Below are 24370 nucleotides of genomic sequence, written 5' to 3'. Positions count from 1 at the left end.
GTTTCTCCACCGCTGCATATACGCATCACCATAACGCAAAATCGCTGCGTTATTGCATCAATGAATCTGGATAAGCTGGGCACCATAGATAAACCTGGAGGACGGCTCCCATGCCCAGCACATCAACCACCCCGCGCAGCGCCATCTGGCTGCCGATTTTCGCCGGCCTCTGCGCCAGCCTTGTCAGTATCGGCCTGGCGCGGTTCGCCTACACGCCGTTGATTCCCTCATTGATCCAGGCGCACTGGTTTTCTGCCAGCGACGTGGTGTACCTAGGCGCCGCCAATCTGGTGGGTTACCTGATTGGCGCGCTGATCGGCCATCCGCTGGCCCGTCGGACCTCCAACAAAAGCGCCCTGCGCCTGATGATGCTGGCGGTGACGCTGTCGTTTTTTGCGTGTGGCTTTCCGTTGTCGGTGAGCTGGTTCTTCGGCTGGCGCTTGCTGTCGGGCGTCGCTGGCGGCGCGATCATGGTGTTGGTGGCCGCAACCGTGCTGCCACATGTGCCGGCGTCCCGCCGAGGGCTGGCCAGTGGTGCGATTTTCCTGGGCATCGGTTTGGGTATCGCCGGCTCCGGGACGATTGTGCCGCCGCTGTTGAGCCTGGGTTTGCAGAACACCTGGTTCGGTCTCGGCGCGCTGGCCTTGGTGCTGACCGCCGCCAGTTGGTTCGGTTGGCCCTCAGCCACGCATGCGGCCACCGCAGCACCGTCCGCTGAACCCTCGACGATGCCGACTGACCCGAACGTTTACCTGCTGTTCGCCCAATACGCGTTCATGGCTGCCGGGCTCGTGCCCGCCATGGTGTTCCTGGTGGATTACGTTGCCCGCGGGCTCGGGGCTGGGGCGCACATTGGCGCTCTTATCTGGGTGATGTACGGCCTCGGCGCGATTATCGGGCCGGTGAGTTACGGTTTTCTGGCTGACAAACTGGGCGCACGGCTGAGCATTCGCCTGGTGCTGGTGGTGCAGGCAGTTGCAGTCGGTTTACTGTCGATTTCAAGTACTTTCACTGCGCTGGCCTTGCTGGCGGTGATCCTCGGCTCGTTCCCGCCGGGTATCGTGCCGCTGGCATTGGCCCGGGTTCACGAACTGATCCCGAACCATCATCAACAGCAGATTGCCTGGAGTCGCGCCACCGTGTCGTTCGCCACGTTCCAGGCGATTGCCGGGTTTGCATACTCGGCGTTGTTCAACGCCAGCGGCGGGCATCATGCGCTGTTGTTCATCCTCGCAGCGGGCGCCATTGTCATAGCCCTGCTGCTGGAACAGGGCATGCGCTTGCTGAATCGTCGCGGCCGGCTGCAACCTGTATTGAGCTGAGTCACCGACGGCTTGATGTGGTCCCACTTACTGAACATTTCCAGACAGGACACTCACATGAATCTGCCCCACACCATGACCCTGATCGAAATCACCGAACCCGGCGGCCCTGAGGTATTAAAGCCACGCCAGGCGTCAGTACCAACCCCGGGGCCGGGTGAAGTGCTGATTCGCGTGCACGCTGCCGGGGTCAATCGCCCCGACGTGATTCAACGTGCCGGCAAGTACCCGATGAAACCCGGCATGAGCCCGATTCCGGGCCTGGAAGTGGCCGGGGAAGTGGTGGCGGTCGGTAAAGGTGTCAGCGAATTTATCGTCGGCGACAACGTCTGCGCGCTGACCAACGGCGGCGGTTACGCACAATACTGCGTCGCGCCGGCCGGCCAGACGCTGCCGATTCCTCAAGGCATGGATTGGGTGCACGCGGCGGCGGTCCCGGAAACCTTCTTCACCGTGTGGGCCAACCTGTTTGACATGGGCGGCGCTGCCAAAGGTCAGCGCGCATTGATCCATGGCGGCACCAGCGGCATCGGCACGACCGCCTTGATGCTGTGTCGCGAATTCGGCGTCAAGGCCTTCGCCACGGCGGGCAGTGAGGAAAAGTGCGCGGCGATCCGTACGTTGGGCGCCGAAGCGATCAACTATCGCGATCAGGATTTCGCCCAGGTCATCCAGGAAAAAACCGCTGGCAAAGGCGTCAATGTCATCCTCGACATCATGGGCGGCTCGTACCTGAATTCGAACATCGCGGCACTGGGCATGGAAGGTCGACTGGTAATGCTGGGCTTTCTCGGCGGCGCCCACGCCAAGGACGTCGACCTGTTGGCGATCATGAGCAAACGCGCCATCGTGACGGGCTCGTTGCTGCGCCCACGCACCGTGGAAGAAAAAGCCTCGATTGCCGAGCAGTTGCGCGAATACGTGTGGCCGGTGCTCGCTGCCGGGCGTTGCCTGCCGATGATCGACAAGGTTTATCCGTTGGCCGAGGCGGCACAGGCGCATGCGCGGATGGAAGGTGGCGAGCACATTGGCAAGATTGTGTTGCGGGTGGATTGATCTGCAATTGTGGCGCCCCCTCTGTAGGAGCAAGCTTGCTCGCGATAGCGGTGTGTCAGTCGACAGCATTGCTTAATGTGCCCCCGTCATCGCGAGCAAGCTTGCTCCTACAAGGAGGGTTGGTGAACGGCTGTCGAAAATGTTCCCCCCGCCGACACGCTTCTGTTAAAAACCGGACTTCAGTTTTTTACCGACGGACCATCCGATGCCCTCCTCCCCGCTCACACGTCTGCGCCGACGCTGGCTGCCCTTGCTGTGCATGGCCGCGCTGATTGTCGGCCTGCCGGTGAGTTGCGGCGTGCTTGAGCACACCGAGCGCGAGCTGCTGTTTCGTATCGAACCGGGCACGGCGGGCTGGTATCGCGGTTTGCCGAAGGACGTTCAAGAATTCGACATCCAGCCCGCCAGTTTCAAGGATGGGCAAAACCTGCATGCCTGGTGGTGGCCGGCAGCTCGTCGTGATGCGCCTTCGATCCTCTATTTGCACGGTGTGCGCTGGAACCTCACCGGCCAGGCGTTTCGCATCGAACAATTGCGCGCCATGGGCTATTCCGTCCTGGCGATCGACTACCGCGGGTTTGGTCAGAGCAAAGGCGATCTGCCGTCGGAAGCCAGTGTGTATGAAGACGCGCGAGCTGCCTGGGAACGCTTCACAACGATGCAACCGGACGCCAGCAAGCGCCTGATCTATGGCCATTCCCTCGGCGGCGCGGTAGCCATCGACCTCGCGTCAGACCTGGCCGCACAGGCGAAAAAGAACCATGTCGCGGTCCCGGTGCGCGGTCTGGTGATCGAGTCCACGTTCACGTCTCTGGGCGATGCCGTGGCCCAAGTGGCCGAAAGTAACCTGCCGGTGAAATGGCTGCCGGTGCGCTGGCTTCTGTCGCAGAAATTCGATTCCATCGACAAGATCGTCGACATCGACATGCCGCTGCTGGTCGTGCATGGCCTGGCCGATGCATTCATGCCGTCGCGCTTCAGCCAGCAGTTGTTCAACGCCGCCAGCGAGCCCAAGCGCCTGTTGTTAGTGCCGGGCGGCACGCACAACAACAGCATGAGCCTGGGCGGCACCCAGTATCGCCAGGCACTTGAGGGCCTGATGAAAGCAAAACCGCCGCAGATGGCCGGTCCTGCAATCTCACGCGGCTCTCAGGACTCCTGACGTTTAGCGATAACCTCGCGCCTGCAAGTTGAACAATTGCGCGTAACGCCCTCCGGCGGCCACCAGACTGGCGTGATCGCCGCGTTCAAGGATCGCCCCCTGATCCAGCACGATGATGTGGTCGGCATTGCGCACGCTGGAAAAACGGTGGGAAATCAGCAGCGTCATGCGGCCTTCGGTGTGCTCGCTGAAATGCTCGAACACCGCCGCTTCCGCTGCCGGGTCGAGGGCTGAGGTCGGCTCATCCAGAATCAGGATATCGGCGTCACGGCGCATGTAGGCACGGGACAAGGCAATCTTCTGCCATTGCCCGCCGGACAGTTCCTGGCCGCCGGCAAACCAGCGGCCCAATTGCGTCGCATAGCCGCGATCCAGACGCTCAATGAAAGGCGCGGCCATGCCCTCGGCGGCAGCGGCTTGCCAGCGCTGCTCATCGTTGAACGCCAGGGTGTCGCCGACACCGATGTTCTCGCCCACGGAGAACTGGTAGCGAATATAGTCCTGGAAAATCACGCCGATACGCCGGCGCAGCGCATCTTCGTCCCACGCCTGCAAGTCACTGCCGTCCAGCAGGATGCGCCCCTGGTCGGGACGGTACAGGCGGGTCAGCAGCTTGATCAGCGTGGTCTTGCCCGAACCGTTCTCCCCCACCAGCGCCACGCTGTGCCCCGGCACGAGGTGCAGATCAATGCCCTCCAGCGCCGCGCGGCTCGCGCCCGGATAGCTGAACCCGACGTTTTCGAAACGCAGACCATCGCCGGGCAGCGCGCCTACGGTCAGGCTGCCGGAGTCGGCCACCACGGGTTCAGCCAGGTATTCATAGAGGCTGGACAGATACAGTCCATCTTCGTAAAGACCACTGATGGCGCTCAAGCTGCTGCTCACTGCGGTCTGCCCCTGCTTGAACAGCACCAGGTACATGGTCATCTGGCCAAGGGTGATGCTGCCGTGGACGGTGTCGACCACCACCCACGCGTAGGCCAGATAAAACGCCCCCGTGCCCAGCAACCCCAGGACAAAACCCCAGCCATCGCGGCGCAGGGTCAGCCGACGGTCCTCAGCGTAAAGACGCGCGAACGTATCGCGATAACGCTTCAACAGCAGTGGCGCGAAGCCGAACAGTTTGACCTCTTTGATGTAGCCCTCGTGGGAGAGCAGCGTCTCGATGTAGTTCTGTTGCCGGCTCTCCGGCGCACGACGGGTAAACAGCCTGAAGGCATCCCCGGAAAAATGTGCTTCGGCAAAAAATACCGGCAACGCACCCACCACTAACAACACCAGCGCCCACGGCGAAAAATGCACCAGCAACACGCCAAAACTGATCAGCACGATCAGGTTCTGGATCAGCCCCAACGACTTCATCACCAGCGCCAACGGCCGGGTCGACGCCTCGCGCCGGACCCGCACCAGCTTGTCGTAGAACTCGGAGTTCTCGAACTGGACCAGCGACAACGTCTGGGCCTTTTCCAGAATCATCGTGTTGACCTTCTGCCCCAACTGCACTCGCAACAGCGATTGCTGAACCGACAGCGCCCGCTGGGTCCCGGACAGCAACGCGAGCACACCGGCTTCAAACAGCACGTAACGCACCACCGGCCACAACGGCGCACTGCCCTGTTGCGCGTGCAGTTGCATGGCAAAAACCACCGCGTCGACGATGCGTTGGCCCAGCCAGGCAGCCAATGCCGGGAGTACGCCGGCGATCAGGGTCGCCAGCACCAGGCCCAGAAACAACCCGCGAGAAGTAGCCCAGACAAGGAGCAAGGCGCGTCTGGCCTGATCGAGCAATGAGGTGACGCGGGAAAGGGCCGCTGGCATGTTTATCGGTTGCGCTTGCGCGGTTTCGTCATTTCTTTTCGTAAAGGTGAAGGCCCGATGGGGAACACCAGCCCGGGGGGAAGAGGACCACCATTTTCCCACTCTTCCATCATCCGCCTCAGCTCAGGCGGCATTTCAGTCGGCGCTTTACATGACATTTGATCACCCTATTGTTTTGCGAATTCGACACAACTCACTTTTGATACATCAATAACCAGGGCCTTTGCCCTACCAGGTAACAGATTGCCGTCGCTATCGATCCAGCGAGGGAACTCCAGAACGAATTGTCCGTTAGCAGGCTCCGATGGCCATTCGCTTGGCCAGCCAAACAGACGTTTCCCTCCGATCAAATGCAATATCACGAAACCCGGTCTCGATGAAAAAGCACTGTACCACTCGCAAGGGAACGATTTTTTAGCCGTTATTTTCAGTTTCCTGAGTAACGCATGAAGCCTGTCGCCATGAGCGATATGACAGGAAAGAAACCCCATCACCAGCGCAATCACTGCCGACCATAACGCCTCCGATTTCCTGTCCCACACGCCGATCGAAAAAAACCGTTCTCCCGCCAGTAGCAACAGTCCTTCCAAACCGACCACCAGCGACTGAATCACAAACGTAAAAATCAGTGCCTGGACAATCTGTCCAAAAGTGTCCGGGCGCTTGAACGCCGTGAGCGAGTAAAAAATCCACGCCGCTAAAAACCCCGGAAGCAGATACTGCAGTAGCGGGATCACGTCCTTGATCAAGCTGTCCATTGCCCTTTCCAATCCATTGAAAAATTCGACCCGGAGCAAATAAATACAGCACCTCTACGGCCTGTGTCATCCACTGCTGAAGTGCGGTCGTCACAAGAAATTTCGGGACTACAGGCGGGACTACAAGCGAAAAATCCTCCTACATTCAACAAGGAAAAACTGGACAAAAACTCAATCCAGATCCGACGTCACATGCTCCAAAAACCGCGCTCGATACCGCCCCGGACTCTCCCCCGTCCACTTCTTGAACGCCCGGTGAAACGCACTCGGCTCCTGAAACCCCAACTGTTCGGCAATGTCACCAATGCTGGCCTTGCTCTGCCGCAATTGCTCAAACGCAACCCCGCGCCGCACCTCGTCCTTGATTTCCTGATACGAACACCCTTCCCGCTCCAGCTTGCGGCGAAAGGTACTGGGGCTCAGGTGTTGTTCCAGAGCAAAGGCCTGCAAGGTCGGCCATTGGCTGTAGTGACTGTTGCGCAAACGCTGGTGGACTTGCGACGCGAGCCCATGCTGGTTGCGGAAGCGAATCACCAGCCATTGCGGCGCGGTACGCAGAAACACTTTCAGCGAAGCCAGGTCCTGGACCACCGGCAAGCGCAGGTAGTGGCTGGCGAATTCGATTTCGGTGCGCTCGGCGCCGAAGGTCAGGTTCGGCCCCCAGAGCAAACGGTCATCGCTGAGGGACACGCGCTTGTGGCGAAAGTCCGCGCGGTCGATGGGAATACGCCGACCACCCAGCCAGCACATCAGGCTGATCATCAGCACCAGAAAAGTTTCTTCGCCAAAACGCGCAACATCATCGTTTTTCGCGCAGCTATCCAGGCTGATGACTGCACGTTTGCCGCGCACCGTCAGCGTGCCGCGAAAATCGCGAAGGAACAGGGCAAAGTTGTTCAGGCACTGGCGCATGGCTTTGTGCAGGTCTGGTTCCTGAATCAAGGCCCGGCAAATCAGGGCGAAGCTGCCCGGCGGCATGCCGTGGGAGTCGAGCCGGAAGAACTCGTCATCGAGCTCGCGGATCTGGATCAACCAGAGTGCAGCAAACGCACTGGCCGGCACCCGCGACACGGGCTGTTCGATCAACACCGGGTCGATACCTGCCTGTTCCAGCGCAGCCCGCCGCCGCTGAGGATTGTCCCCCAGCCCATGGATCATCGCCTGCACAAAGTAGGCGGCCACCGAATCCTTTTCCCGCATCTGAACGCTTCGCTCCCCATCACCCGAATGGCAAAAAACACCAGCACCGTTGAACAGTTCCGGCATAGGACAACCGCCCCGCCGGTTCTAGACTCGCGGCCAATAGTACGCCTTCGGCCGCTGTGGCGGCCAAGGTATCGCGGGGTTTGACCGGAAGGACGTGTACATGAATCTGCAAAACATTGGCGTGATCGGCGCAGGCACCATGGGCAACGGCATTGCACAAGTCTGCGCCCAGGCAGGGTTCAACGTGACCTTGATCGATATCTCCGAGAGCGCCCTGCAAAAGGCTGTTGCGACCGTCGGCAAAAACCTCGATCGGCAAGTTGCCAAGGACACGCTGACAGAAGCTCAAAAGCTCGCCGCCCTCGACAAGATCCGCACCAGCACCGACTACAGCAGCTTGCACAACGTGCAACTGGTGATCGAAGCCGCCACCGAAAACCTCGACCTGAAACTGCGCGTGCTGCAACAAATCGCCGCGCAGGTCAGCGCCGAGTGTGTGATCGCCTCCAATACGTCGTCGCTGTCGATTACCCAACTTGCCGCCAGCGTCAGCCAGCCTGAGCGCTTCATCGGCCTGCACTTCTTCAACCCGGTGCCAGTGATGGGCCTGATCGAAGTGATTCGCGGCCTGCAAACCAGCGACGCAACCCACGCCCTGGCGCTGGACATGGCAACCACCCTGGGCAAAACCGCGATCACCGCCGGTAACCGTCCGGGCTTTGTGGTCAACCGGATTCTGGTGCCGATGATCAACGAAGCGATCCTGGTGTTTCAGGAAGGCCTGGCCAGCGCCGAAGACATCGACGCCGGGATGCGCCTGGGTTGCAACCAGCCCATCGGCCCGCTGGCACTGGCCGACCTGATCGGCCTGGACACCGTGCTGGCGATTCTTGAAGCCTTCTACGACGGCTTCAACGACAGCAAATATCGCCCCGCGCCACTGCTCAAGGAAATGGTTGCCGCCGGTTATCTGGGACGCAAGACGGGGCGTGGCTTCCATGCCTATGCCTGAGCGTTGCTCACGTTTCGCCGAGTACCGCGACAAGGTGCTGGAGCTGTTTGCCAGCAAGGGTTTCGGTCAGGTCGGCATGCGTGAGCTCGCGACGTGCCTGGGGCTTTCCCCAGGTTCGTTGTATCACCATTACCCCAGCAAACAGCACTTGCTGCTCGACTTGATCGAGGAGTTCTACGAAGAGCTGTTGGCAACCCTGGGGCGCATCGAGCAAAAGTCTCCGGCCAAGCGCGACAGGCTCAACAGCCTGATCCGCGCGCATTTGAATCTGCATCAGGAAATGCCCTGGCATTTTCGTCTGGTGGAACGCGACAGCGGCTGCCTGAATGACGAACAGCAGGCGCGCGTTCGGCAGTTGCGCGAACAGTACGAACGCACATTGCTGCTGATGCTCGGGACCAAACCCCGCCTCAGTGAACAGGCGCAACAGGCCGCCGGACATGCCATCGCCAATCTGCTGAACAGCGCGCCCTGCTGGCTGGCGCATCATCTGCTGGATGAACCTGAGCGTAATGAACTGCTGGAAAACCTCGTGGCTGGGGCCATTGAGCGCTTGCTGCGGCCCTCGGTGCCACGCGCAGCGGCCTGAGAAACCAGACTGGTTTCAGTGGATCGAGCGAGCCACCGATGCAAAGCGTAAACCCACGCCGCATAATGGCGCGCCCTCAAACACAAAAAGGACTTCGTGTGTTATCCCGCCCCCGCCCCCTCTGGTCATGGCTCTACTACCCCCTGAGCTGTATCGCCGTCTTCGTACTGATTCTGCACATCGCCGCCTTTGACTGGTTGCTGATAACGCCCATCGATGTCGGCGGCACTTTTATGGGGGGAGGCATGGCAACCCAGCTTTATCTGATGGGCTGGGGCGCTGCCAGCGTCGGCCTGCTGCTTGCCGTTGTGTGTCGTTTGCCCGGATCAATCTACGGCTGGATCAGCGCCGGACTTTTGCTCGTGGGCATTGGCGCCTGGTGGCAACTCAACTATCCGGCAAACGCCGACCAAATGATTTTGAGTACCAGCCGACAGGAGATCGGCGTGGCCATGCTGATCGGCGCAGTGCTCCTATGCAGCGGCCTGTATGCCCGCTCGAGGATCAAAAGCCGCGCCTCAAAAACATCGCCGTCACGCTCGGCAATGTCGGGGCGAATGGCCGTGGCGACCACGCTGCTCATCTTGTTTGTCGGTGTGCCCATGGCCATTTTCAAGCAACAATCGTTACCGAACTGCGCCTTCAACAAGGCCGGTCAACAGTTGACGGTCTGCCTGGGCGAAGACGATGTCCCGGTGGTCGTGGATTGAGCGATAACCCGCACCGTTTCAATAGAAAAAACATCTAAACGATTTTTGCCAATCCCCACCTCTAAGGCTTTGCTAATGCCGTTGTAGGAGCGTGCAGTCTGGATAAACGCGGCGTTCTGGAGACCATCGCGAGCAGGCTCGCTCCTACAGGAAAACCCACCTCCGTCTGTTGGCAACGGGAGCAAACAATGAAAATCAATCCCTACCTCATCTTCAACGGCGACTGTAAAGCCGCGTTCACTTTCTATACCCAGGCCCTTCAAGGCCAGCTCGACGTCATGATGACCTTCGGTGAAAGCCCGGCGCGCGAGCACTTTGCGGCGGACCTGCACAACCTGATCATTCATACCCGCCTGTCGGTGGGCGATCAGGCGATCATGGGGTCGGACACCACACCTGATCGCCCCACAGATGACATGGCCGGTTGTTCGGTCTCGCTGAACGTCGACAGCATTGCCGAGGCGGAACGGGTCTTCAACGCATTGGCGGAAGACGGCAGCGTGCAAATGCCCCTGGAAGCGACCTTCTGGGCCGCACGTTTCGGGATGCTGGTCGACCGGTTTGGTGTGTCGTGGATGGTCAATTGCGAAAAGGATCAGTGACTTTACCGGCAAGCAAACGCCCAACCTGAAAGGCTGGGCGTTCTGGACACTCCCGGACCGTCTGCTACCGTCAACAGGCCACCCCGCCTCGCAGCAGAACCGTCGGAGGAAACCCACCATGCCTGCCCATGACGCGCCCTGGTCCACCCGTTTGAAAATATCGCTGCTGGCGACAGCGCTCGCCGGAACCCTGCTGGGTTTGAGTGGTTGCGCCACGGTCGATGCCCAGACCACTGCTTATGTGGGTGTCGAGCATCCCGCGCCGACGCTGGCCAGTGAAGTCGTGGTGTTGCGTACCGAACCCCTTCGCCCTCACATTCGATTGGGTGAAGTGCTGATCGATGCCAGCGTTGATCCCGCCCCCCCGATCACCCAGGTAGAAGGAAAACTTCGGGACGAGTCAGCCAAGCTCGGTGGCGATGCCGTGGTGGTGGTCTACGACCATATCCAACCGATGGGCGCTTATGTCAACGGGCCGCTGTGGGCTCGCGATGTAAGAACCATTGAGGGACGCAAACTCAAAGGGATCGTGATCAAGTATCGGTAGCGGCCGCGCCTAACCCTTCACGCACACCACCTGACGCAAGGTATGCAGCACTTCCACCAGCTCGCGTTGGGCGTGCATCACGCGGTCGATGTCTTTGTAGGCCATCGGTATTTCATCGATCACCGCCGCATCCTTGCGGCACTCGACGTGGGCGGTGGCGCGGATCTGATCTTCGACGGTGAACAGGCTTTTCGCTTTGGTACGGCTCATGGTGCGGCCAGCACCGTGGCTACAGGAGCAGAACGATTGCTCGTTGCCGAGCCCGCGAACGATGAAGCTTTTCGCGCCCATCGATCCCGGAATGATCCCCAGCTCCCCCTTCTGCGCCGACACCGCGCCTTTGCGGGTGACCAGGATTTCCTGACCAAAATGCCGCTCTTTCTGCACGTAGTTGTGGTGGCAGTTCACCGCCTCCAGGGCGACGTCGAACGGCTTGCCGATCACTTTCCGTGCCGCCTGAATCACCGATTGCATCATCAACGCACGGTTCTGCCTGGCGAAATCCTGGGCCCAACCGACGGCTTCAACGTAATCATCAAAATGCCGGCTGCCTTCTTCGAAGTAAGCCAGGTCACGGTCCGGCAAATTGGCGATGTGCTGGCGCATGTCGGCCTGGGCCAGTTGAATGAACAAGCAGCCAATGGCGTTGCCAACCCCGCGTGAGCCGCTGTGCAGCATGAACCAGACCCGATTGGCCTCATCCAGGCACACCTCAATGAAGTGGTTGCCGCTGCCCAACGTGCCCAAGTGCCCTCGATTGTTGGTGCTGGCGAGTTTCGGGTACTTATCGGTAATCGCCTTGAACCGTGGGTTCAAGGCAGACCAGGCATGATCGGCCTGTTTCGGAACGCTGTCCCAGGCACCTTTGTCCCGCACCCCACGACCAACGGTGCGCCCATGGGGCACCGCTTTCTCTATCGCGCAACGCAAGCCATGTAGGTTGTCCGGTAAATCAGCGGCGGTCAGCGACGTGCACGCGGCGATCATGCCGCAGCCAATATCCACCCCGACTGCGGCGGGGATGATCGCGCCCACGGTAGGAATCACACTGCCGATGGTCGAGCCCTTGCCCAGGTGCACGTCGGGCATCACCGCCAAGTGCTTGAAGATGAACGGCATCTTCGCGGTGTTGATCAATTGCTGCCTGGCTTCGTTTTCTACCGGAACGCCTTCGGTCCAGAGCTTGATCGGTTTGCCGTTGGCGACTTCCAGCAGTTGATAGGTACGGTCTTGCATGATTCGGTTCTTTCCGGTGGCCGATGATCCGGCGCTGTGCTGAAGACTCAGCCGTGCGCTGAGTCTTCATGATATCGCAGCGAAACCACGTTGCAGATCCTCAATCAACGCCTCGACATCCTCCAGCCCGATGTGCAAGCGCAGCACCGGATTCAATGAACGGTCCGCCGCACTCTGGCGATCCTGGGTGTCGGCCACGGTGATCAGACTTTCGAAACCACCCCACGAAGCACCCAATCCGAACAACTGCAACGCATCGATGAAGCGCTCGACATAAGCGGCGTCCACCTCGCTCAGCTCAAAGGACAGCAAGCCGTTGCTGCCTTTGAAGTCCCGTTGCCACAAGGTGTGGCCAGGGTGGTCGGGCAAGGCCGGATGGAACACCCGTTTCACCTGCGGTTGCGCTTGCAGCCAATGGGCGATTTCCAGCGCCTGGCGCTCATGCACCTCCAGTCTCGGTGCCAGGGTTCGTGCGCCGCGCAATACCAGATAAGCGTCATCCGGGCTGACGGTGACGCCAAAGGTGTCGCTCATGGATGCCAGCGGTTGCCAGGCATCTTCGCGGACGCAGACGCTGCCCATGACCACATCGCTGTGGCCGCACAGGTATTTGGTCAGCGCCATGATCGAGATGTCCGCGCCGAGGGTCAGCGGTCGGTACAGGTAACCCGAGCCCCAGGTGTTGTCGACGGCCAGCAGAATGCCTCGCGGTTTGCACAGGGCGGCAATGGCCGGCAAGTCGCAGAGTTCGTACAGCAAGGAGCCCGGGACTTCGGTGTAGACCATTTTGGTGTTGGCTTGCAGTTGCGCCTGCAAGTTGCTGCCGTCGGGGATGAAGTAGCTGACCTGGATACCGAACGGCTCAAGAAATTCCCGGGCCAGACGCCGCACCGGTGCGTACACCGCATCGGTGATCAGCACATGATCGCCGGGGCGCAGGTAGGCCAGAAACGTCTGCGCGACCGCCGCCAGCCCGGTGCCGAACAGTCGCGTGCGATAACCGCCTTCCAGTTCGGTGACCAGGTCTTCGAGGGCGAACGCGGTTGGATTGCCGCGCGCGCCGTAACTCAACACCCGCTCGGTGTCACGGCGGGCACGGGCGTCACGCATTTGCGCGAGATTGTCGAACAGTACCGTGCTCAGACGGGTGACCGGCACGTTGACCGAACGACCGCCACTGCCCTGCTCAGTGCGTGCCGAATGGACCAGGCGCGTGCGTACCCGCGCGTCCTCGGTGGCTTGAGGTTGCAGCGGTTTGAGACTGGCAATCTCGTCTTCGCTCATCTGCGCCAGCAAGCCGATTTCCCAGGCCAGGTACTGCCGCGCCGCGTCCTTGTTGCCGGAGTGCCGATCATGGGTGAAGAACAGGAAATCGATGCACTGTTCATTGGCCGGCGTGTCCGGACTTTCCTGCACGGTGAATCCGGCCGCACGCCAGGCAGCGAGTCCGCCTTCCAGCAGTCGCAGTTGTGCGCGCTGGGTTTCCGGCAATTCCTGCGCCGCGAATGCGGCCAGCAATGGATCATCGGCCACCAAGACCAATGGCCGGTGCTCACCGGCTACGTGCGTCGCGAGCAGCGAACGAATCGACCAGCGAGAGCCGGCAATATGGCCCTTGCGAAAGGTCATGCTCGGGCGCAAATCGATCAGCGCGACGGCGTCGTCCTTCAACGCGTCGGACAGTGCCTGCACCGAGATCGATGGCAACGCCTCATGGGCGGCAACTTCAGTCTTGGGCAACGCCAGACCGCTGCTCACGCCACCTTCCAGCACATACGCCTCATGCCCCAACTGGCGCAGCCAGCTCGCGACAATCGGCGCACGCACGCCATCGCTGTCGATCTGCACCAACCGCGCCTGACGCACACCGACGTACAGATCGGTGGATTGAATCAACTGCCCGCCCGGCGTGTGTTGTGAACCGGGCAGACTGCCAGCGGCAAACTCCTCGGCAGTGCGCACGTCGCACAGAAACAGACTGCGCCCCGCCTCTTCGGACCACTGCTCGACCTGTGCTGCCGTAACCGTTTTCACCCCGGCCCGTTCCGCCAGCCCGGCAGCGGCCAGGCGTTGCGCCGCCAATGGCGCAACGGATACCGCATCGGCATAACGACGGCTGCTGCCGTGTTCCAGCTGAAAATCTTCGAGGTACCAGCCCTGAGTACCGTTCTCCAACGCGTAGACCGGATTCTTCAAGCCCAGGTTGATCAGCGTTTGCGCGCCGATAATGCTGCGGGTCCGGCCGGCGCAATTGACCACGATTGGCGTGGTGTCATCCGGCACCAGATCATGGATGCGATAACCCAGCTCACCGTTCGGGCAGCACACGGAACCGGGAATGGTCATCTTGCGGTATTCATCGAACGGCCGGCCGTCCAGTACCACCAACGGTTCGCCACGGCTTTGCCATTCGGCCAATTGCTGCGCGGTGACATGCGGCGTGTGGCTGGCCTCCTCCACCAATTCGCCGAACGCCTTGGAGGGCACATGCACGCCGGCAAACAGCTGATAACCGGCAGCCTGCCAACCCTCGGCGCCACCCTCGAGAACGTGCACGCGCTCATACCCCAACGCCTGAAGACGCTGGGCAGAACGCGTGGCGACATCACCGCCATTCTGGTCATAGATCACCAGCCGCACCTGAAGGTTCGGCGCCAGCCGCCGAGCCTCCAGTTCCAGTCGGCTGTAGGGCAGATTCACCCCGAAAAACAGATGGGCCTCGCCATACTGGCCGTGTTCGCGCACATCAAACAGGGCGATTTCCTGCCCGTCGAACAGCCACTGTTGCAATTGCCCTGGGGTTACGGTCTGGCTCATGGAAGTCCCGCTTGAAAAAGAAATTATTGAAGCGCCAGAGAGCGCTCATTGGCCGCCACGTCGCGGCCCTTCGCATACGCACGCTGAATCGCCGGCCGTGCCTTGAGGCGTTCGCGCCAGGCGTGGATGTGCGGGAAGTCCGCCAGGTCCTGGCCCTGACGTTGCGGCTGGATCCACGGGAAAATCGCCATGTCGGCAATGGAGTACTCGCCCGCCACATACGGCACGTCAGCCAGGCGCGTTTCCAGCACCCGATACAACCGCGTCGCTTCGGCATTGAGCAGGTCGAGGGCGAACGGAATCGGCTGCGGCGCCTTCTCCTTGAACACCTGCAACTGACTCAGGTACGGCGTGATATGCCCCACCTGCCAAAACAGCCACTCCTGGACTTTCTGCCGCTCGACACTGCCGGCCGGCGGCAGAAAACGCCCGGCCTTATCGGCCAGGTAATTGAGAATGGCGCCGGATTCGAACAGGTTCAGCGGTTCGCTCAAACCCTCGGGTGCATGGTCGACAATCGCCGGGATCCGCCCATTGGCGCTGATCCGCTGGAACGCCGCCTGCTTCTGCTCGCCCTCGCGGATGTTGATCGGCACCACTCGGTAATCCAGTCCGAGTTCTTCAAGCAGGATGCCGATCTTCAAGCCGTTGCCGGTCGGCCAGTAGTACAAATCGATCATGCGTAGGCCTTGATCGACGGCGCCATTTGCGAGGCGTTGTAATTGAGAATGCGCCCGTCCGCTTCGACGCCATAACGGCCGTTGAGGGATTCCAGCGGCAAGCCGTAGAGATGGAAATGCAAGGTCGCACTCTCGCCTTCAACGCGAATGCCGTGCAGGTCTTCACCGAGAAACGAAATCGACGTGCCGGGTTGCACGATCACTTCCTTTTGCAGGTGCAGGGTGGTGAAACCTGGCTCGCGGCCTTCGTCATCACGACCATAGACGTAGTTGATCTCCTGGCCTTCGACGGCGCTGATGATCGCCCAGGTTTCATGGTTGTGCGGGAGCGTGCTTTTGCCCGGCAACAACGAGTTCAGGTACAGCGTCGGCGTGTCGCCGTCGTCATTCAGACGATAGCGAAACGCGGTGCTGCCCTGCCCCGGCACTGGCGCGGGAAAAGCGTCGAAATTGAACAGATCCCGGCGCTCGGCCAAGGCTTCCAGCAGGGAGACGATCTCCACCAGCGCGGCGCGGTCGACGCCGCGTTGGTTAATGACGCGGATTTTCTTCAGGAAAACCTCAATGACGGCGGCACGGTTTTCGGTACTCATGGACAGGCTCCTCGGTATTAGACGGACAGGCTGTAGCGACCCAGGTTGGTCAGCAGATACGGATCGTTGGCAACGGCGGGACGGCGTCCCGGATCACCCAAGGCATGGCGCAGGAATTCCTGGGTGCGCTCGCTGCTCGGGTGCTGGAAAATCTGTGCGGCGCTGCCGTGCTCGACGATCACGCCGTTTTCGGTGAAGTAGACGATGTCGCTGATCTCTTCAGCGAAGCGCATTTCATGGGTGACCAGCACGCAGGTCATGCCCTCTTCGGTCAGCTCGCGAATCACCGTCAGCACTTCGCCGACGGTTTCCGGGTCAAGGGCCGAGGTCACTTCATCGAACAGGATCAATTCCGGGCGCATCGCCAGCGCCCGGGCTATCGCCACACGTTGTTGCTGGCCGCCGGACAGTTGCCCCGGATAGGCATCGGCCTTGTGCTCCATGCGCACTTTCGCCAGCAAGGCACGCGCTTCTTTTTCGGCCTCGATGCGGCTGCGCCCCAACACCTTGCGCGGCGCAATCACCAGGTTTTCCAACACCGACAAATGCGGGAACAGGTTGTACTGCTGAAAGACAAACCCCACGCGCTTGCGCAACTCGATGCGCTGGGCTTCCTGCGCCAGCGTGTGCACCTCGGTGGTGCCGACGCGGATGCTGCCGCGCTGGGGCTGCAACAACCCGGTGATGCAGCGCAGGATGGTCGATTTACCGGAACCGGACGGGCCGATAATCGACACCGCCTGCCCACGATGAACGTCGAGGTCGATGCCTTTGAGCACCGGGTTGCTGGCGAACGACAGGTGCAAATCGCGCAGGCTGACCAGAGGCTCGGCGACGGTTTCAGTAGAAGGCATAACGTCGCTCCAGGCGTTGGGTGAGACGGGAAATCGGGTAGCAATAAGCGAAGAACAGCACCAGCAGGCTCAGGTAGATCACCACGGTGAAGCCGGTCATGTTTACGGTGTTGCTGGCGATCTGGGCGGTGTCGATCACGTCATGCACACCCACCAGCGAAGCCAGCGCCGTGCCCATGGTGATCACCGCATACAGGTTCATCCACGGCGGCAACATGCGTTTGAAGCACTGCGGCAGGATGATCGAGCGGAAAATCTGCCCACGCGTGAACGCCAGCGAACGGGCCGCTTCCCACTGTGTGCTCGGGATCGAAGCGATGGCGCCACGGAAGATTTCCGCGACGTTGGCACTTGCCGGCAAGGCCAGGCCAATGGTCACCTTGACCCAGTCGGGGAACGAGATGTAGGCACTGCCGATCTTGATCTCGAACGGGAACACATAGGTGGTGAAATAGATCAGCACCAGCCACGGCGCATTGCGGAAAATCTGCACCCAGATCCGTGCCGGGAAACGCAGCAGACGCAGCGGCGACAACGCCAGTGCGCCCACCAGCAACCCCAGCACCGACCCCAGCGCGATGGCGACCAGACTGATCAGGATGTTTTGCCCGAAGCCCACGGCGAGGGCTGGCGACCATTGCAGCAGCGCCTTGAGCACCGGGCTTTGCGGGGCCAACCACAGCAACCCGAGCACAACGCAGATCAGCAGCAACAATTTGCCGACGTGCCGCCGCGGCCAGGTCACCGGCGCGGTGACGGACGATTCAATGGCCATAGCCGGGCATCCTCAGGCGCGCTTCCAGGTAGCGCCCCACACAATTGACGATAAAACTCAGCAGACCGAAAAAGCTCAGAATCAGGATCATCAGTTCCAGCACGTTATCGCTCTGGGTCCAGATCATGATCGACGCGTAGGTGATATCGCCCACGGCAATCGCCGAGGCGACGGCGGTCATTTTCACCAGGTCGATCAGGTTGTTGATCAGCGATGGCAAGGCGAAGCGCAAGGCCAGCGGCAGTTGCACGTTCCACAACAACTGCCGAGCGTTGAACGCCAGGGAACTGGCCGCTTCCAGCGTCACGCCCGGCACCGCCTCGATGCCGGCGCGCAAGGCCTCGGCATGGAATGCGCCCTTGTGCAGCGAGATCACGATCACCACCCAGGCGAACGGCGTCAGCGGGTTCGCCGCGCCGACGGCCTGGGTCAGCAACATGTTCAGCACCAGGAAGGCGCAATACAGTTGCACCAGCGTCGGCGTGTTGCGGGTGACTTCGACGAACACCCGCGCCGGTTTCGCCAGCCACGGCTTGCCCGACGTCAGCATCGCCGCCAATCCCACGCCGGCGAGCAAACTGCCGACGATGGTGAACAGGCACAACAACACCGTGGTCAGCGCGCCCTGCACCAGGGTGCCGCGCTGGTAGGCATCCAGCAGAAAGCTGTAGTTCAGACCGAACCCGGCGCTCCAGTGGACGAAAAGCTCCAGCCAGTGACTCATGCCGTACCCCGCAGTTGCGCGCAGGCCCGGGCAATGCGGCGTCCGGCTTCAGCCACGCTGTCGGTCGCGGTGGCGATGGACAGGCGGAACCACGGCGACAGGCCATAGGCACTGCCCGCTACGCCAGCCACCCCTTCCTCCAGCAAATAGGCGACGACGTCGGCGTCGCTGTTCAGGCGCACGCCGTCAGGACGATAACGCCCCAGCAAACCGGCGCAGCGCACAAACACGAAGAAACCGCCCTGAGGCTCAAGCACTTCGAGACCGTCTACGTCGCGCAACGTGCTCACCAACACATCCCTTCTCAGTTGATAAGCCGCCACTTGCTCGGGCAGGAAATCCAGCCCTCCGTCAAAGGCCGCCAATGCAGCCGCTTGCCCCACCGAGGAAGCCCCGGAAGTCGATTGCGACTGCACGACCGCCATGGCGCCCGCCAGCAGTTGTGGTCCGGCACCGAAACCGATGCGCCAACCCGTCATCGCGTAGGTCTTGGACACACCACCGACCAGCAGGCAGCGCGCTTGCAGATCCGGCGCGACATTGAGCAGGCTCTGCGGCGGCTGACCGTCGAAACGGATGTGCTCATAGAGTTCATCCAGCAGGATCAACACCTGCGGATGACGGCGCAGCACCTCGGCGAGCGCCTGCAACTCGGCTGCGCTGTAGACCGCGCCGCTTGGATTGCCGGGGCCGTTGAGGATCAACCAGCGCGTGCGCTCGCCGATGTGTTGCGCCAGTTGCGCGGCTGTCAGCTTGCAGCCCTGCTCCAGACCGCATTCGATAAACACCGGCTCGCCACCGTTGAAACGCACGCTGTCCGGAAACGACGGCCAGTACGGCGTGGGCACCAGCACTTCATCACCCTCGTCGAGGGTCGCGGCAAAGGCGTTGAAGATGATTTGCTTGGCACCGTTGGCAATCACGATGGAGGGCAGCGAATACTCCAGAGCGTTTTCGCGCTGGAGCTTGCGCTGCACGGCAAGTCGCAAGGCTTTCACGCCCGGCGTCGGCGTGTACTTGGTGGCACCGGCGGCGATGGCGGCATATGCCGCCTGCTTGATGTGTTCGGGCGTGTCGAAATCCGGCTCGCCAGTGGTCAGGTCGAGAATGTCGCGACCGGCTTCGCGCAACTCGGTAGCGCGGGATTTGGCGGCGGCGTTGGCCGACAAGGACACACGCTGTACACGCCTGGAAAGTCTTAGCGTCATGGCTGGGCAACCTCCACGACCTTGCCCGGATTGAGCAGGTTTTTCGGGTCCAGCGCTTGCTTGATGCGCCGCATCAGATCCAGCTCCACCGGGCTTTTGTAGCGATCCAGCAGGCCCAGCTTGCGTTGGCCGATGCCGTGTTCGGCGCTGATCGAGCCGCCGTGGGCATGGGCGCTGTCGTGAACCAGCAGGCTGAGCGCCGCGTAGTTCGCCATGTGGGCATCCACCGTCGAATCCAGCGGATGAGCAACGTTGTAATGCAGGTTGCCGTCGCCCAGATGGCCGAAGGTGAAATGCCGGACACCGGGAAAGTGCGCCTGCAACAGCGCATCGGTGTGGCTGACGAACGCCACGACCTGGGAAATCGGCACCGAGATGTCGTGCTTCATGTTGCGGCCGGCACGTTTCTGCGCCTCGCTCATATTCTCGCGCAACAGCCAAAGCGCTTCACTTTGCGCGAGGCTTTCGGCGATCAGCGCATTGGCCAGCAAGTCTTTTTCGAACGCATCGCCGAGCACCACTTCAAAGGCTTCGCGGGCGTGAGTTTCGCTGTGGTTATCCGAGAGTTCCAGCAACGCGAACCAGGGTTGGCTGACACCGAGAAAAGGTTGCGGCCCCTCGGGAAATTGCTCGCGCAGCAGCGCCAGGCAATCGGCACTGAGCAGTTCGAAAGCGGTGAGGCTGGCGCCAAACCCGGCGCGGGCATGGGACAGGAATTGCACCGCCTGCGACAGCGAGTCGAAGGCCAGCAACGCCGTGGCTTGTGCCTTGGGCAGCGGGAACAGTTTCAGCGTGGCGGCGGTGATAATGCCGAGGGTGCCTTCACTGCCGATGTACAGGTCGCGCAGGTCATAACCGGTGTTGTCCTTGCGCAGACCGCGCAGGCCATTCCAGATTTCACCCTCGGCGGTCACCACTTCCAGCCCCAGCGTCAGTTCGCGGGTATTGCCGTAGCGCAACACGGCGGTGCCGCCGGCGTTGGTGCCGAGATTGCCGCCAATCGTGCAACTGCCTTCGGCGCCCAGGCTCAGAGGAAACAAGCGACCGGCCTCACGGGCGACGTCCTGCACGTTTTGCAGAATGCAGCCGGCTTCGACGGTCAGCGTGTCGTTGTCGGTGTCCACGACGCGCACCCGGTTCAGGCGATCCAGCAACAGCAACACCGCATGGCCGCTGGCGTCCGGGGTGGCGCCGCCCATCAGGCCAGTGTTGCCGCCCTGCACCACCACGGGTGTATCGGCGGCCACGCAGGCGCGGACCACTGCCGCGACCTCTTCGGTATTGGCCGGGTGCACGGCGGCAATGACCTGGCCGACGTAACGGCCCTGTTTATCGGTCAGGTACGGCGCGGCCTCTTCGCTGCTCTGCACATGGCTGGCGCCGAGCAGTTGCTGCAAGTCTGCGAACAGACTCACGGAAGCACCGCCAGCGGCGCGGCGTTGCGATATTTTTCGTGCAAGTCGCGCAGGGCCTGAGACGGCGCCATGCCGGTGCGCTCACCCAGTTCGATCAGCCAGCCACTGCGGTGCCAGTCGCGCACGATGGCATCGAGTTTCGCCTGGGTATCGTGCTCGCCTTTGCGCAACCAGATCACCGAGTTGGAGGGGATCAAATCACCCGGCAGCGGGATTTCATAACCGGCCCACTCGGCATCGCTCAACAACGCATGCATGGTCGGGCTGACATGCACCGCCGCCACGCAGCCATTGCCGCGCAGCGACAACAACGACTCGGACTGGCTGCGGAATGCCTTGATCTCGGCGCCGTAGGTTTCCTGCAACGGCTTGATGAAGTTGCTGCCCTGGGACACGCACACCGGCTTGCCCTTGAGGTCGGCCCATTGGGTAATGCCCGAGCCTTTGCGAATCAACGCCGCGCCGCCCACCTCTTCATAAGGCGTGGGCACGTAATCGAGGATCTCGGCGCGCTCGTCGGTGAACTGCATGTTGGCGATCAGGATGTCGACCTTGCCCTGCTGCAAAAACTGCACGCGGTTCGGCGCCAGGACCGAGACAGTGTTGGCTTCAACACCCAAGGCCTTGGCAACGCCTTTGGCCAGTTCGACGTTGTAGCCCAGATGTTCGCCAGTCTTCGGGTCGATGGTGCCGAACGGCGGCCCGCTGAGAATCACCCCGACACTGATAGCGTGGCGCTGCTCGATCTTGTCCAGCGTGGCATCGGCTTGAGCCAGGCTCGCGCCCAACACGACAGCGCCGGCCAGGCACAGCGAGGACAGGGTTTTTACGGAAAAATAGCGATTCATGCGCGACTACCTTGAACAGCCGTCGCGCAATGCGCCGGCGTAGTGAAGACGATGAGGTGAATCAGGCACCGTTGGCCTGAAACTTCTTTTGCAACTCGACCAGCGCCGGTGACGCGGGCGTGATGTGGTTGCGGGTCTGCGCCTCGATCAGCCAGCCGCTGCGGTGCAGTTCCTTGACGATCGGGTCGAGCCTGGCCTGGGTGTCGCTTTCACCGCGACGGGTCCAGATCACCGAAGGCGCCGGGTTCAGTTCCGGGGAGATCGCCCGGTAGTCTTTCCATTCGGCACTGTCGGCGATCAATGGATTGACCAGCGTGGCGTCGTGCACGGCGGCGACGCAGTTGTTGCCACGCAACGCCAGCAAGGATTCCGACGAACTCTTGAAGGCTTTGATCTCGACGCCCAACTCGGTGAGCGGCTTGACGTAGCTGCTGCCTTGCGAAGTGCAGACCGGCTGCCCCTTGAGGTCTTCCCAACGGCTGATCTTGCTGTCCTTGAGCACCGCAGCGGTGCCCCCGACCCGGTAAAACGGCGTCGGCACAAAACCGAGAATCTCGCCGCGTTCTGCCGTCCATTCCATGTTGGCGATCAGCAAATCGACTTTGCCCTGCTGCAGAAATTGCACGCGGTTGGCCGGCAAGACAGGCACCAGCTCCACTTCAGCGCCCAACTGGCGACCCAGTTCCTGAGCGAGCTCGACGTTCAAGCCGCGCGGCTTCTGGGTGGCCGGATCAATCCCGCCAAACGGGCCGCCCGACAACAGCACGCCGACCGCCAGCGCATGACGCTGCTCGATCTTGTCCAGCGTCGCGTCAGCCTGGGCAGCCGTGCTGGCGGCCAGTGAGACCAGGGCGCCCAACATCACAGGCAATATTCGTTTTACAGGTGTGCGCTCGAACAACATGGTTTTCCCCCTCATGGATGATCGGCGTCCCCCGACCTGATGTGGGGGATCCTAGGTACAGCGTTGGCGTAACGGAAATTCAAATATCTAATATCGTTATAACTTGGCGTTTAGCGCTGAAAGGCAGAATGGCCACAACCCCTGAATTTGTTGCTTAAAACCCCATTCACACTGAATAACTCAGAAAAAACACATAACGATTCTTAATGCTTATGTTTAAACTCGTGATGTAAAAACAGCCCTGGAAACGCCCATGTCGACCCTGCCCACGCTTGATCTCGAATTGCTGCGCACTTTCATTGCGGTGGTGGATCACCACAGTTTTGCCGAGGCCGGCGCGCAACTGGACCGCACGCAATCGTCAGTCACCCAACACATGCAACGCCTGGAGCAACAGGTTGGGGTGAATCTGTTCGAGAAACGCGGGCGGCAAAAACAACTGACGGAAGCCGGGCTGCAGTTGCTGCGCCACGCCAGACAGATGCTCTCGCTTAACGACGAGGCCTTGAGTTCCCTGCGTGAAAGCAGCTTGAGCGGTGTGTTGCGCATCGGGTCGCCCCATGACATCGCCGACACGATCCTGCCGCCGATCCTCAGCCACATCGCTCGCTCGGCACCGCGCTTGCGCCTGGAAATCGACGTCGGTCGCAGCCCGTTCCTGATGGAAGACCTGCACCGGGGCAAGGTCGACATGGTGATTTCCACTCGCGAAGACCCGAACCTCGAAGGCTTTGCCTTGCGCACCTCGCCGGTGTGGTGGATTTGCTCGGCGCAATACCTGCACAACCCCGGCGAACCCTTGCCGCTGATTCTCGTGGATGAGCCAAGCATCTATCGACGCTATGCGCTGGAAGCGCTGGAACGCGCGAACATTCCCTGGCGGCAGGCGTACCTGGCGTCGAACCTGATCGGCATTAAAGCGGCGACGCGCGCGGGGCTGGGGGTCACCCCCCGAAGCATGGAAATGCTCGGCCCGGACATGCGTGTGCTGGGTGAAAATGATGGATTGCCGCGACTGCCGGACGTCACTTACTACCTGTGGATCCGGCCTAACACCGCCAACCTGATCGCGCGCAAGGCCTATGACCTGATCCGCGCGAGCCAGGGCCTGTCGTTTTCTTGAACGTCGATTCAGAGCTTGGCAATCGATACCTCGGTGGATTTGACGAAGGCGATGACTTCGCTGCCCACCCTCAATTCGAGGTCGCGCACCGAGCGGGTGGTGATCACCGAAGTGACGATCCCGGATGCGGTTTGCACATCGATTTCCGAGACCACTTCGCCTTCGACGATTTCCTTGATGACGCCCTTGAACTGGTTGCGAACGTTGATCGCTTTGATGGTCATGATGCGGCTTCCTGTGTGATGTCGAACGCATCCGAACGGATGTGCAGGCGGCCAAAGTGCACTTCCCGGAACGACATTAAAAGGAATATATAATTATCTATTTATATCTTTTAGAAATATAAGACCTCGCCCGTATTTGCATGCCAGGCCAAATCTGTAGGAGCCGGCTTGCTGGCGATGGCGTCTT

Annotated in this window: 24 protein-coding genes; 9 read left to right on the top strand and 15 right to left on the bottom strand. The window is 61.0% G+C overall.

Annotated elements, in window-relative coordinates; translation table 11 throughout:
• The first annotated feature begins 110 nt into the window (after window positions 1-110).
• From KGB27_RS21010 to KGB27_RS21000, 3 genes are all read left to right on the top strand, one after another.
• Entirely contained in the window at window positions 111-1322 is a 1212-nt protein-coding gene (locus tag KGB27_RS21010; protein ID WP_223556199.1) for a YbfB/YjiJ family MFS transporter, read from the top strand.
• Window positions 1323-1379: 57 nt separating this feature from the next.
• The gene (locus tag KGB27_RS21005; RefSeq protein WP_008041163.1) at window positions 1380-2378 is read left to right on the top strand and encodes an NAD(P)H-quinone oxidoreductase; all 999 of its coding nucleotides are present in this window, start codon (window positions 1380-1382) and stop codon (window positions 2376-2378) included.
• A 205-nt stretch (window positions 2379-2583) separates the two neighbouring features.
• A complete protein-coding gene (locus KGB27_RS21000; RefSeq protein WP_223556197.1) occupies window positions 2584-3540 on the top strand; it encodes an alpha/beta hydrolase in 957 nt (318 codons plus the stop codon).
• A gap of 3 nt (window positions 3541-3543) precedes the next feature.
• Here KGB27_RS21000 and KGB27_RS20995 read toward each other — a convergent pair whose 3' ends face one another.
• The 3 genes from KGB27_RS20995 to KGB27_RS20985 form a co-directional block, all read right to left on the bottom strand.
• Window positions 3544-5358 (bottom strand): ABC transporter ATP-binding protein, encoded by a 1815-nt coding sequence (locus KGB27_RS20995; RefSeq protein ID WP_008041165.1) that lies wholly within the window; start codon window positions 5356-5358, stop codon window positions 3544-3546.
• A gap of 167 nt (window positions 5359-5525) precedes the next feature.
• On the bottom strand, window positions 5526-6116 hold the full coding sequence (locus KGB27_RS20990) for a DUF6338 family protein (RefSeq protein ID WP_223556195.1): 591 nt from the start codon (window positions 6114-6116) through the stop codon (window positions 5526-5528).
• Between the two features lie 171 nt (window positions 6117-6287).
• On the bottom strand, window positions 6288-7316 hold the full coding sequence (locus KGB27_RS20985) for an AraC family transcriptional regulator (RefSeq protein ID WP_192226537.1): 1029 nt from the start codon (window positions 7314-7316) through the stop codon (window positions 6288-6290).
• Window positions 7317-7482: 166 nt separating this feature from the next.
• On the opposite strand from KGB27_RS20985, the gene KGB27_RS20980 reads away from it, so the two are divergent.
• The 5 genes from KGB27_RS20980 to KGB27_RS20960 all read left to right on the top strand — a co-directional run bounded on the left by KGB27_RS20980 (window position 7483) and on the right by KGB27_RS20960 (window position 10782).
• The gene (locus KGB27_RS20980) at window positions 7483-8334 is read left to right on the top strand and encodes a 3-hydroxybutyryl-CoA dehydrogenase (RefSeq protein ID WP_008032849.1); all 852 of its coding nucleotides are present in this window, start codon (window positions 7483-7485) and stop codon (window positions 8332-8334) included.
• Window positions 8321-8923 carry a TetR/AcrR family transcriptional regulator gene (locus tag KGB27_RS20975; protein ID WP_008032848.1) on the top strand — a complete coding sequence of 201 codons (603 nt, stop codon included), beginning with the start codon at window positions 8321-8323 and terminating at the stop codon, window positions 8921-8923. Before KGB27_RS20980 ends, KGB27_RS20975 begins: the two co-directional genes overlap by 14 nt.
• Before the next feature lie 38 nt (window positions 8924-8961).
• Window positions 8962-9633: a hypothetical protein gene (locus KGB27_RS20970; protein WP_223556193.1), complete on the top strand. Its 672-nt coding sequence runs from the start codon at window positions 8962-8964 to the stop codon at window positions 9631-9633.
• Window positions 9634-9821: 188 nt separating this feature from the next.
• A complete protein-coding gene (locus KGB27_RS20965; RefSeq protein ID WP_223556191.1) occupies window positions 9822-10235 on the top strand; it encodes a VOC family protein in 414 nt (137 codons plus the stop codon).
• Between the two features lie 118 nt (window positions 10236-10353).
• On the top strand, window positions 10354-10782 hold the full coding sequence (locus KGB27_RS20960) for a hypothetical protein (RefSeq protein ID WP_008041172.1): 429 nt from the start codon (window positions 10354-10356) through the stop codon (window positions 10780-10782).
• Between the two features lie 9 nt (window positions 10783-10791).
• Here KGB27_RS20960 and KGB27_RS20955 read toward each other — a convergent pair whose 3' ends face one another.
• The 11 genes from KGB27_RS20955 to KGB27_RS20905 form a co-directional block, all read right to left on the bottom strand.
• A complete protein-coding gene (locus tag KGB27_RS20955; protein WP_207286374.1) occupies window positions 10792-12018 on the bottom strand; it encodes an RtcB family protein in 1227 nt (408 codons plus the stop codon).
• Between the two features lie 66 nt (window positions 12019-12084).
• Complete coding sequence (metC, locus tag KGB27_RS20950) at window positions 12085-14835, bottom strand: cystathionine beta-lyase (RefSeq protein ID WP_223556190.1); 2751 nt, start codon at window positions 14833-14835, stop codon at window positions 12085-12087.
• Between the two features lie 23 nt (window positions 14836-14858).
• Window positions 14859-15515, bottom strand: a complete 657-nt coding sequence (locus tag KGB27_RS20945; protein ID WP_223556188.1) for a glutathione binding-like protein — start codon at window positions 15513-15515, stop codon at window positions 14859-14861.
• Window positions 15512-16108: a cysteine dioxygenase gene (locus KGB27_RS20940; RefSeq protein WP_223556185.1), complete on the bottom strand. Its 597-nt coding sequence runs from the start codon at window positions 16106-16108 to the stop codon at window positions 15512-15514. Before KGB27_RS20940 ends, KGB27_RS20945 begins: the two co-directional genes overlap by 4 nt.
• Window positions 16109-16125: 17 nt before the next feature.
• A complete protein-coding gene (locus KGB27_RS20935; protein ID WP_008041176.1) occupies window positions 16126-16962 on the bottom strand; it encodes an amino acid ABC transporter ATP-binding protein in 837 nt (278 codons plus the stop codon).
• Window positions 16949-17737, bottom strand: a complete 789-nt coding sequence (locus KGB27_RS20930; protein ID WP_223556183.1) for an amino acid ABC transporter permease — start codon at window positions 17735-17737, stop codon at window positions 16949-16951. Before KGB27_RS20930 ends, KGB27_RS20935 begins: the two co-directional genes overlap by 14 nt.
• On the bottom strand, window positions 17727-18461 hold the full coding sequence (locus KGB27_RS20925; protein ID WP_008032829.1) for an amino acid ABC transporter permease: 735 nt from the start codon (window positions 18459-18461) through the stop codon (window positions 17727-17729). Before KGB27_RS20925 ends, KGB27_RS20930 begins: the two co-directional genes overlap by 11 nt.
• Window positions 18458-19669: an aminotransferase class I/II-fold pyridoxal phosphate-dependent enzyme gene (locus tag KGB27_RS20920; protein WP_223556182.1), complete on the bottom strand. Its 1212-nt coding sequence runs from the start codon at window positions 19667-19669 to the stop codon at window positions 18458-18460. Before KGB27_RS20920 ends, KGB27_RS20925 begins: the two co-directional genes overlap by 4 nt.
• Window positions 19666-21084 (bottom strand): FAD-binding oxidoreductase, encoded by a 1419-nt coding sequence (locus KGB27_RS20915; protein ID WP_223556181.1) that lies wholly within the window; start codon window positions 21082-21084, stop codon window positions 19666-19668. The genes KGB27_RS20920 and KGB27_RS20915 overlap by 4 nt, the downstream gene beginning before the upstream one ends.
• Complete coding sequence (locus KGB27_RS20910) at window positions 21081-21932, bottom strand: transporter substrate-binding domain-containing protein (RefSeq protein WP_223436772.1); 852 nt, start codon at window positions 21930-21932, stop codon at window positions 21081-21083. Before KGB27_RS20910 ends, KGB27_RS20915 begins: the two co-directional genes overlap by 4 nt.
• A gap of 61 nt (window positions 21933-21993) precedes the next feature.
• Window positions 21994-22836, bottom strand: a complete 843-nt coding sequence (locus tag KGB27_RS20905) for a transporter substrate-binding domain-containing protein (protein WP_008041181.1) — start codon at window positions 22834-22836, stop codon at window positions 21994-21996.
• Between the two features lie 253 nt (window positions 22837-23089).
• Between KGB27_RS20905 and KGB27_RS20900 the strand changes: the two genes are divergently transcribed.
• Entirely contained in the window at window positions 23090-23959 is an 870-nt protein-coding gene (locus KGB27_RS20900) for a LysR substrate-binding domain-containing protein (RefSeq protein ID WP_008032824.1), read from the top strand.
• 8 nt (window positions 23960-23967) lie between these two features.
• On the opposite strand, the gene KGB27_RS20895 is transcribed toward KGB27_RS20900, so the two are convergent.
• Window positions 23968-24183, bottom strand: coding sequence for a molybdopterin-binding protein (locus tag KGB27_RS20895; RefSeq protein ID WP_008032823.1), 216 nt, complete (start codon window positions 24181-24183; stop codon window positions 23968-23970).
• Window positions 24184-24370: the final 187 nt, after the last annotated feature.

This window comes from Pseudomonas sp. BF-R-01 (assembly GCF_019946615.1).
Lineage (GTDB): Bacteria > Pseudomonadota > Gammaproteobacteria > Pseudomonadales > Pseudomonadaceae > Aquipseudomonas > Aquipseudomonas migulae.
Note: the sequence above shows the minus strand (reverse complement) of the source record. Positions and strands in the feature narration are given on the sequence as shown.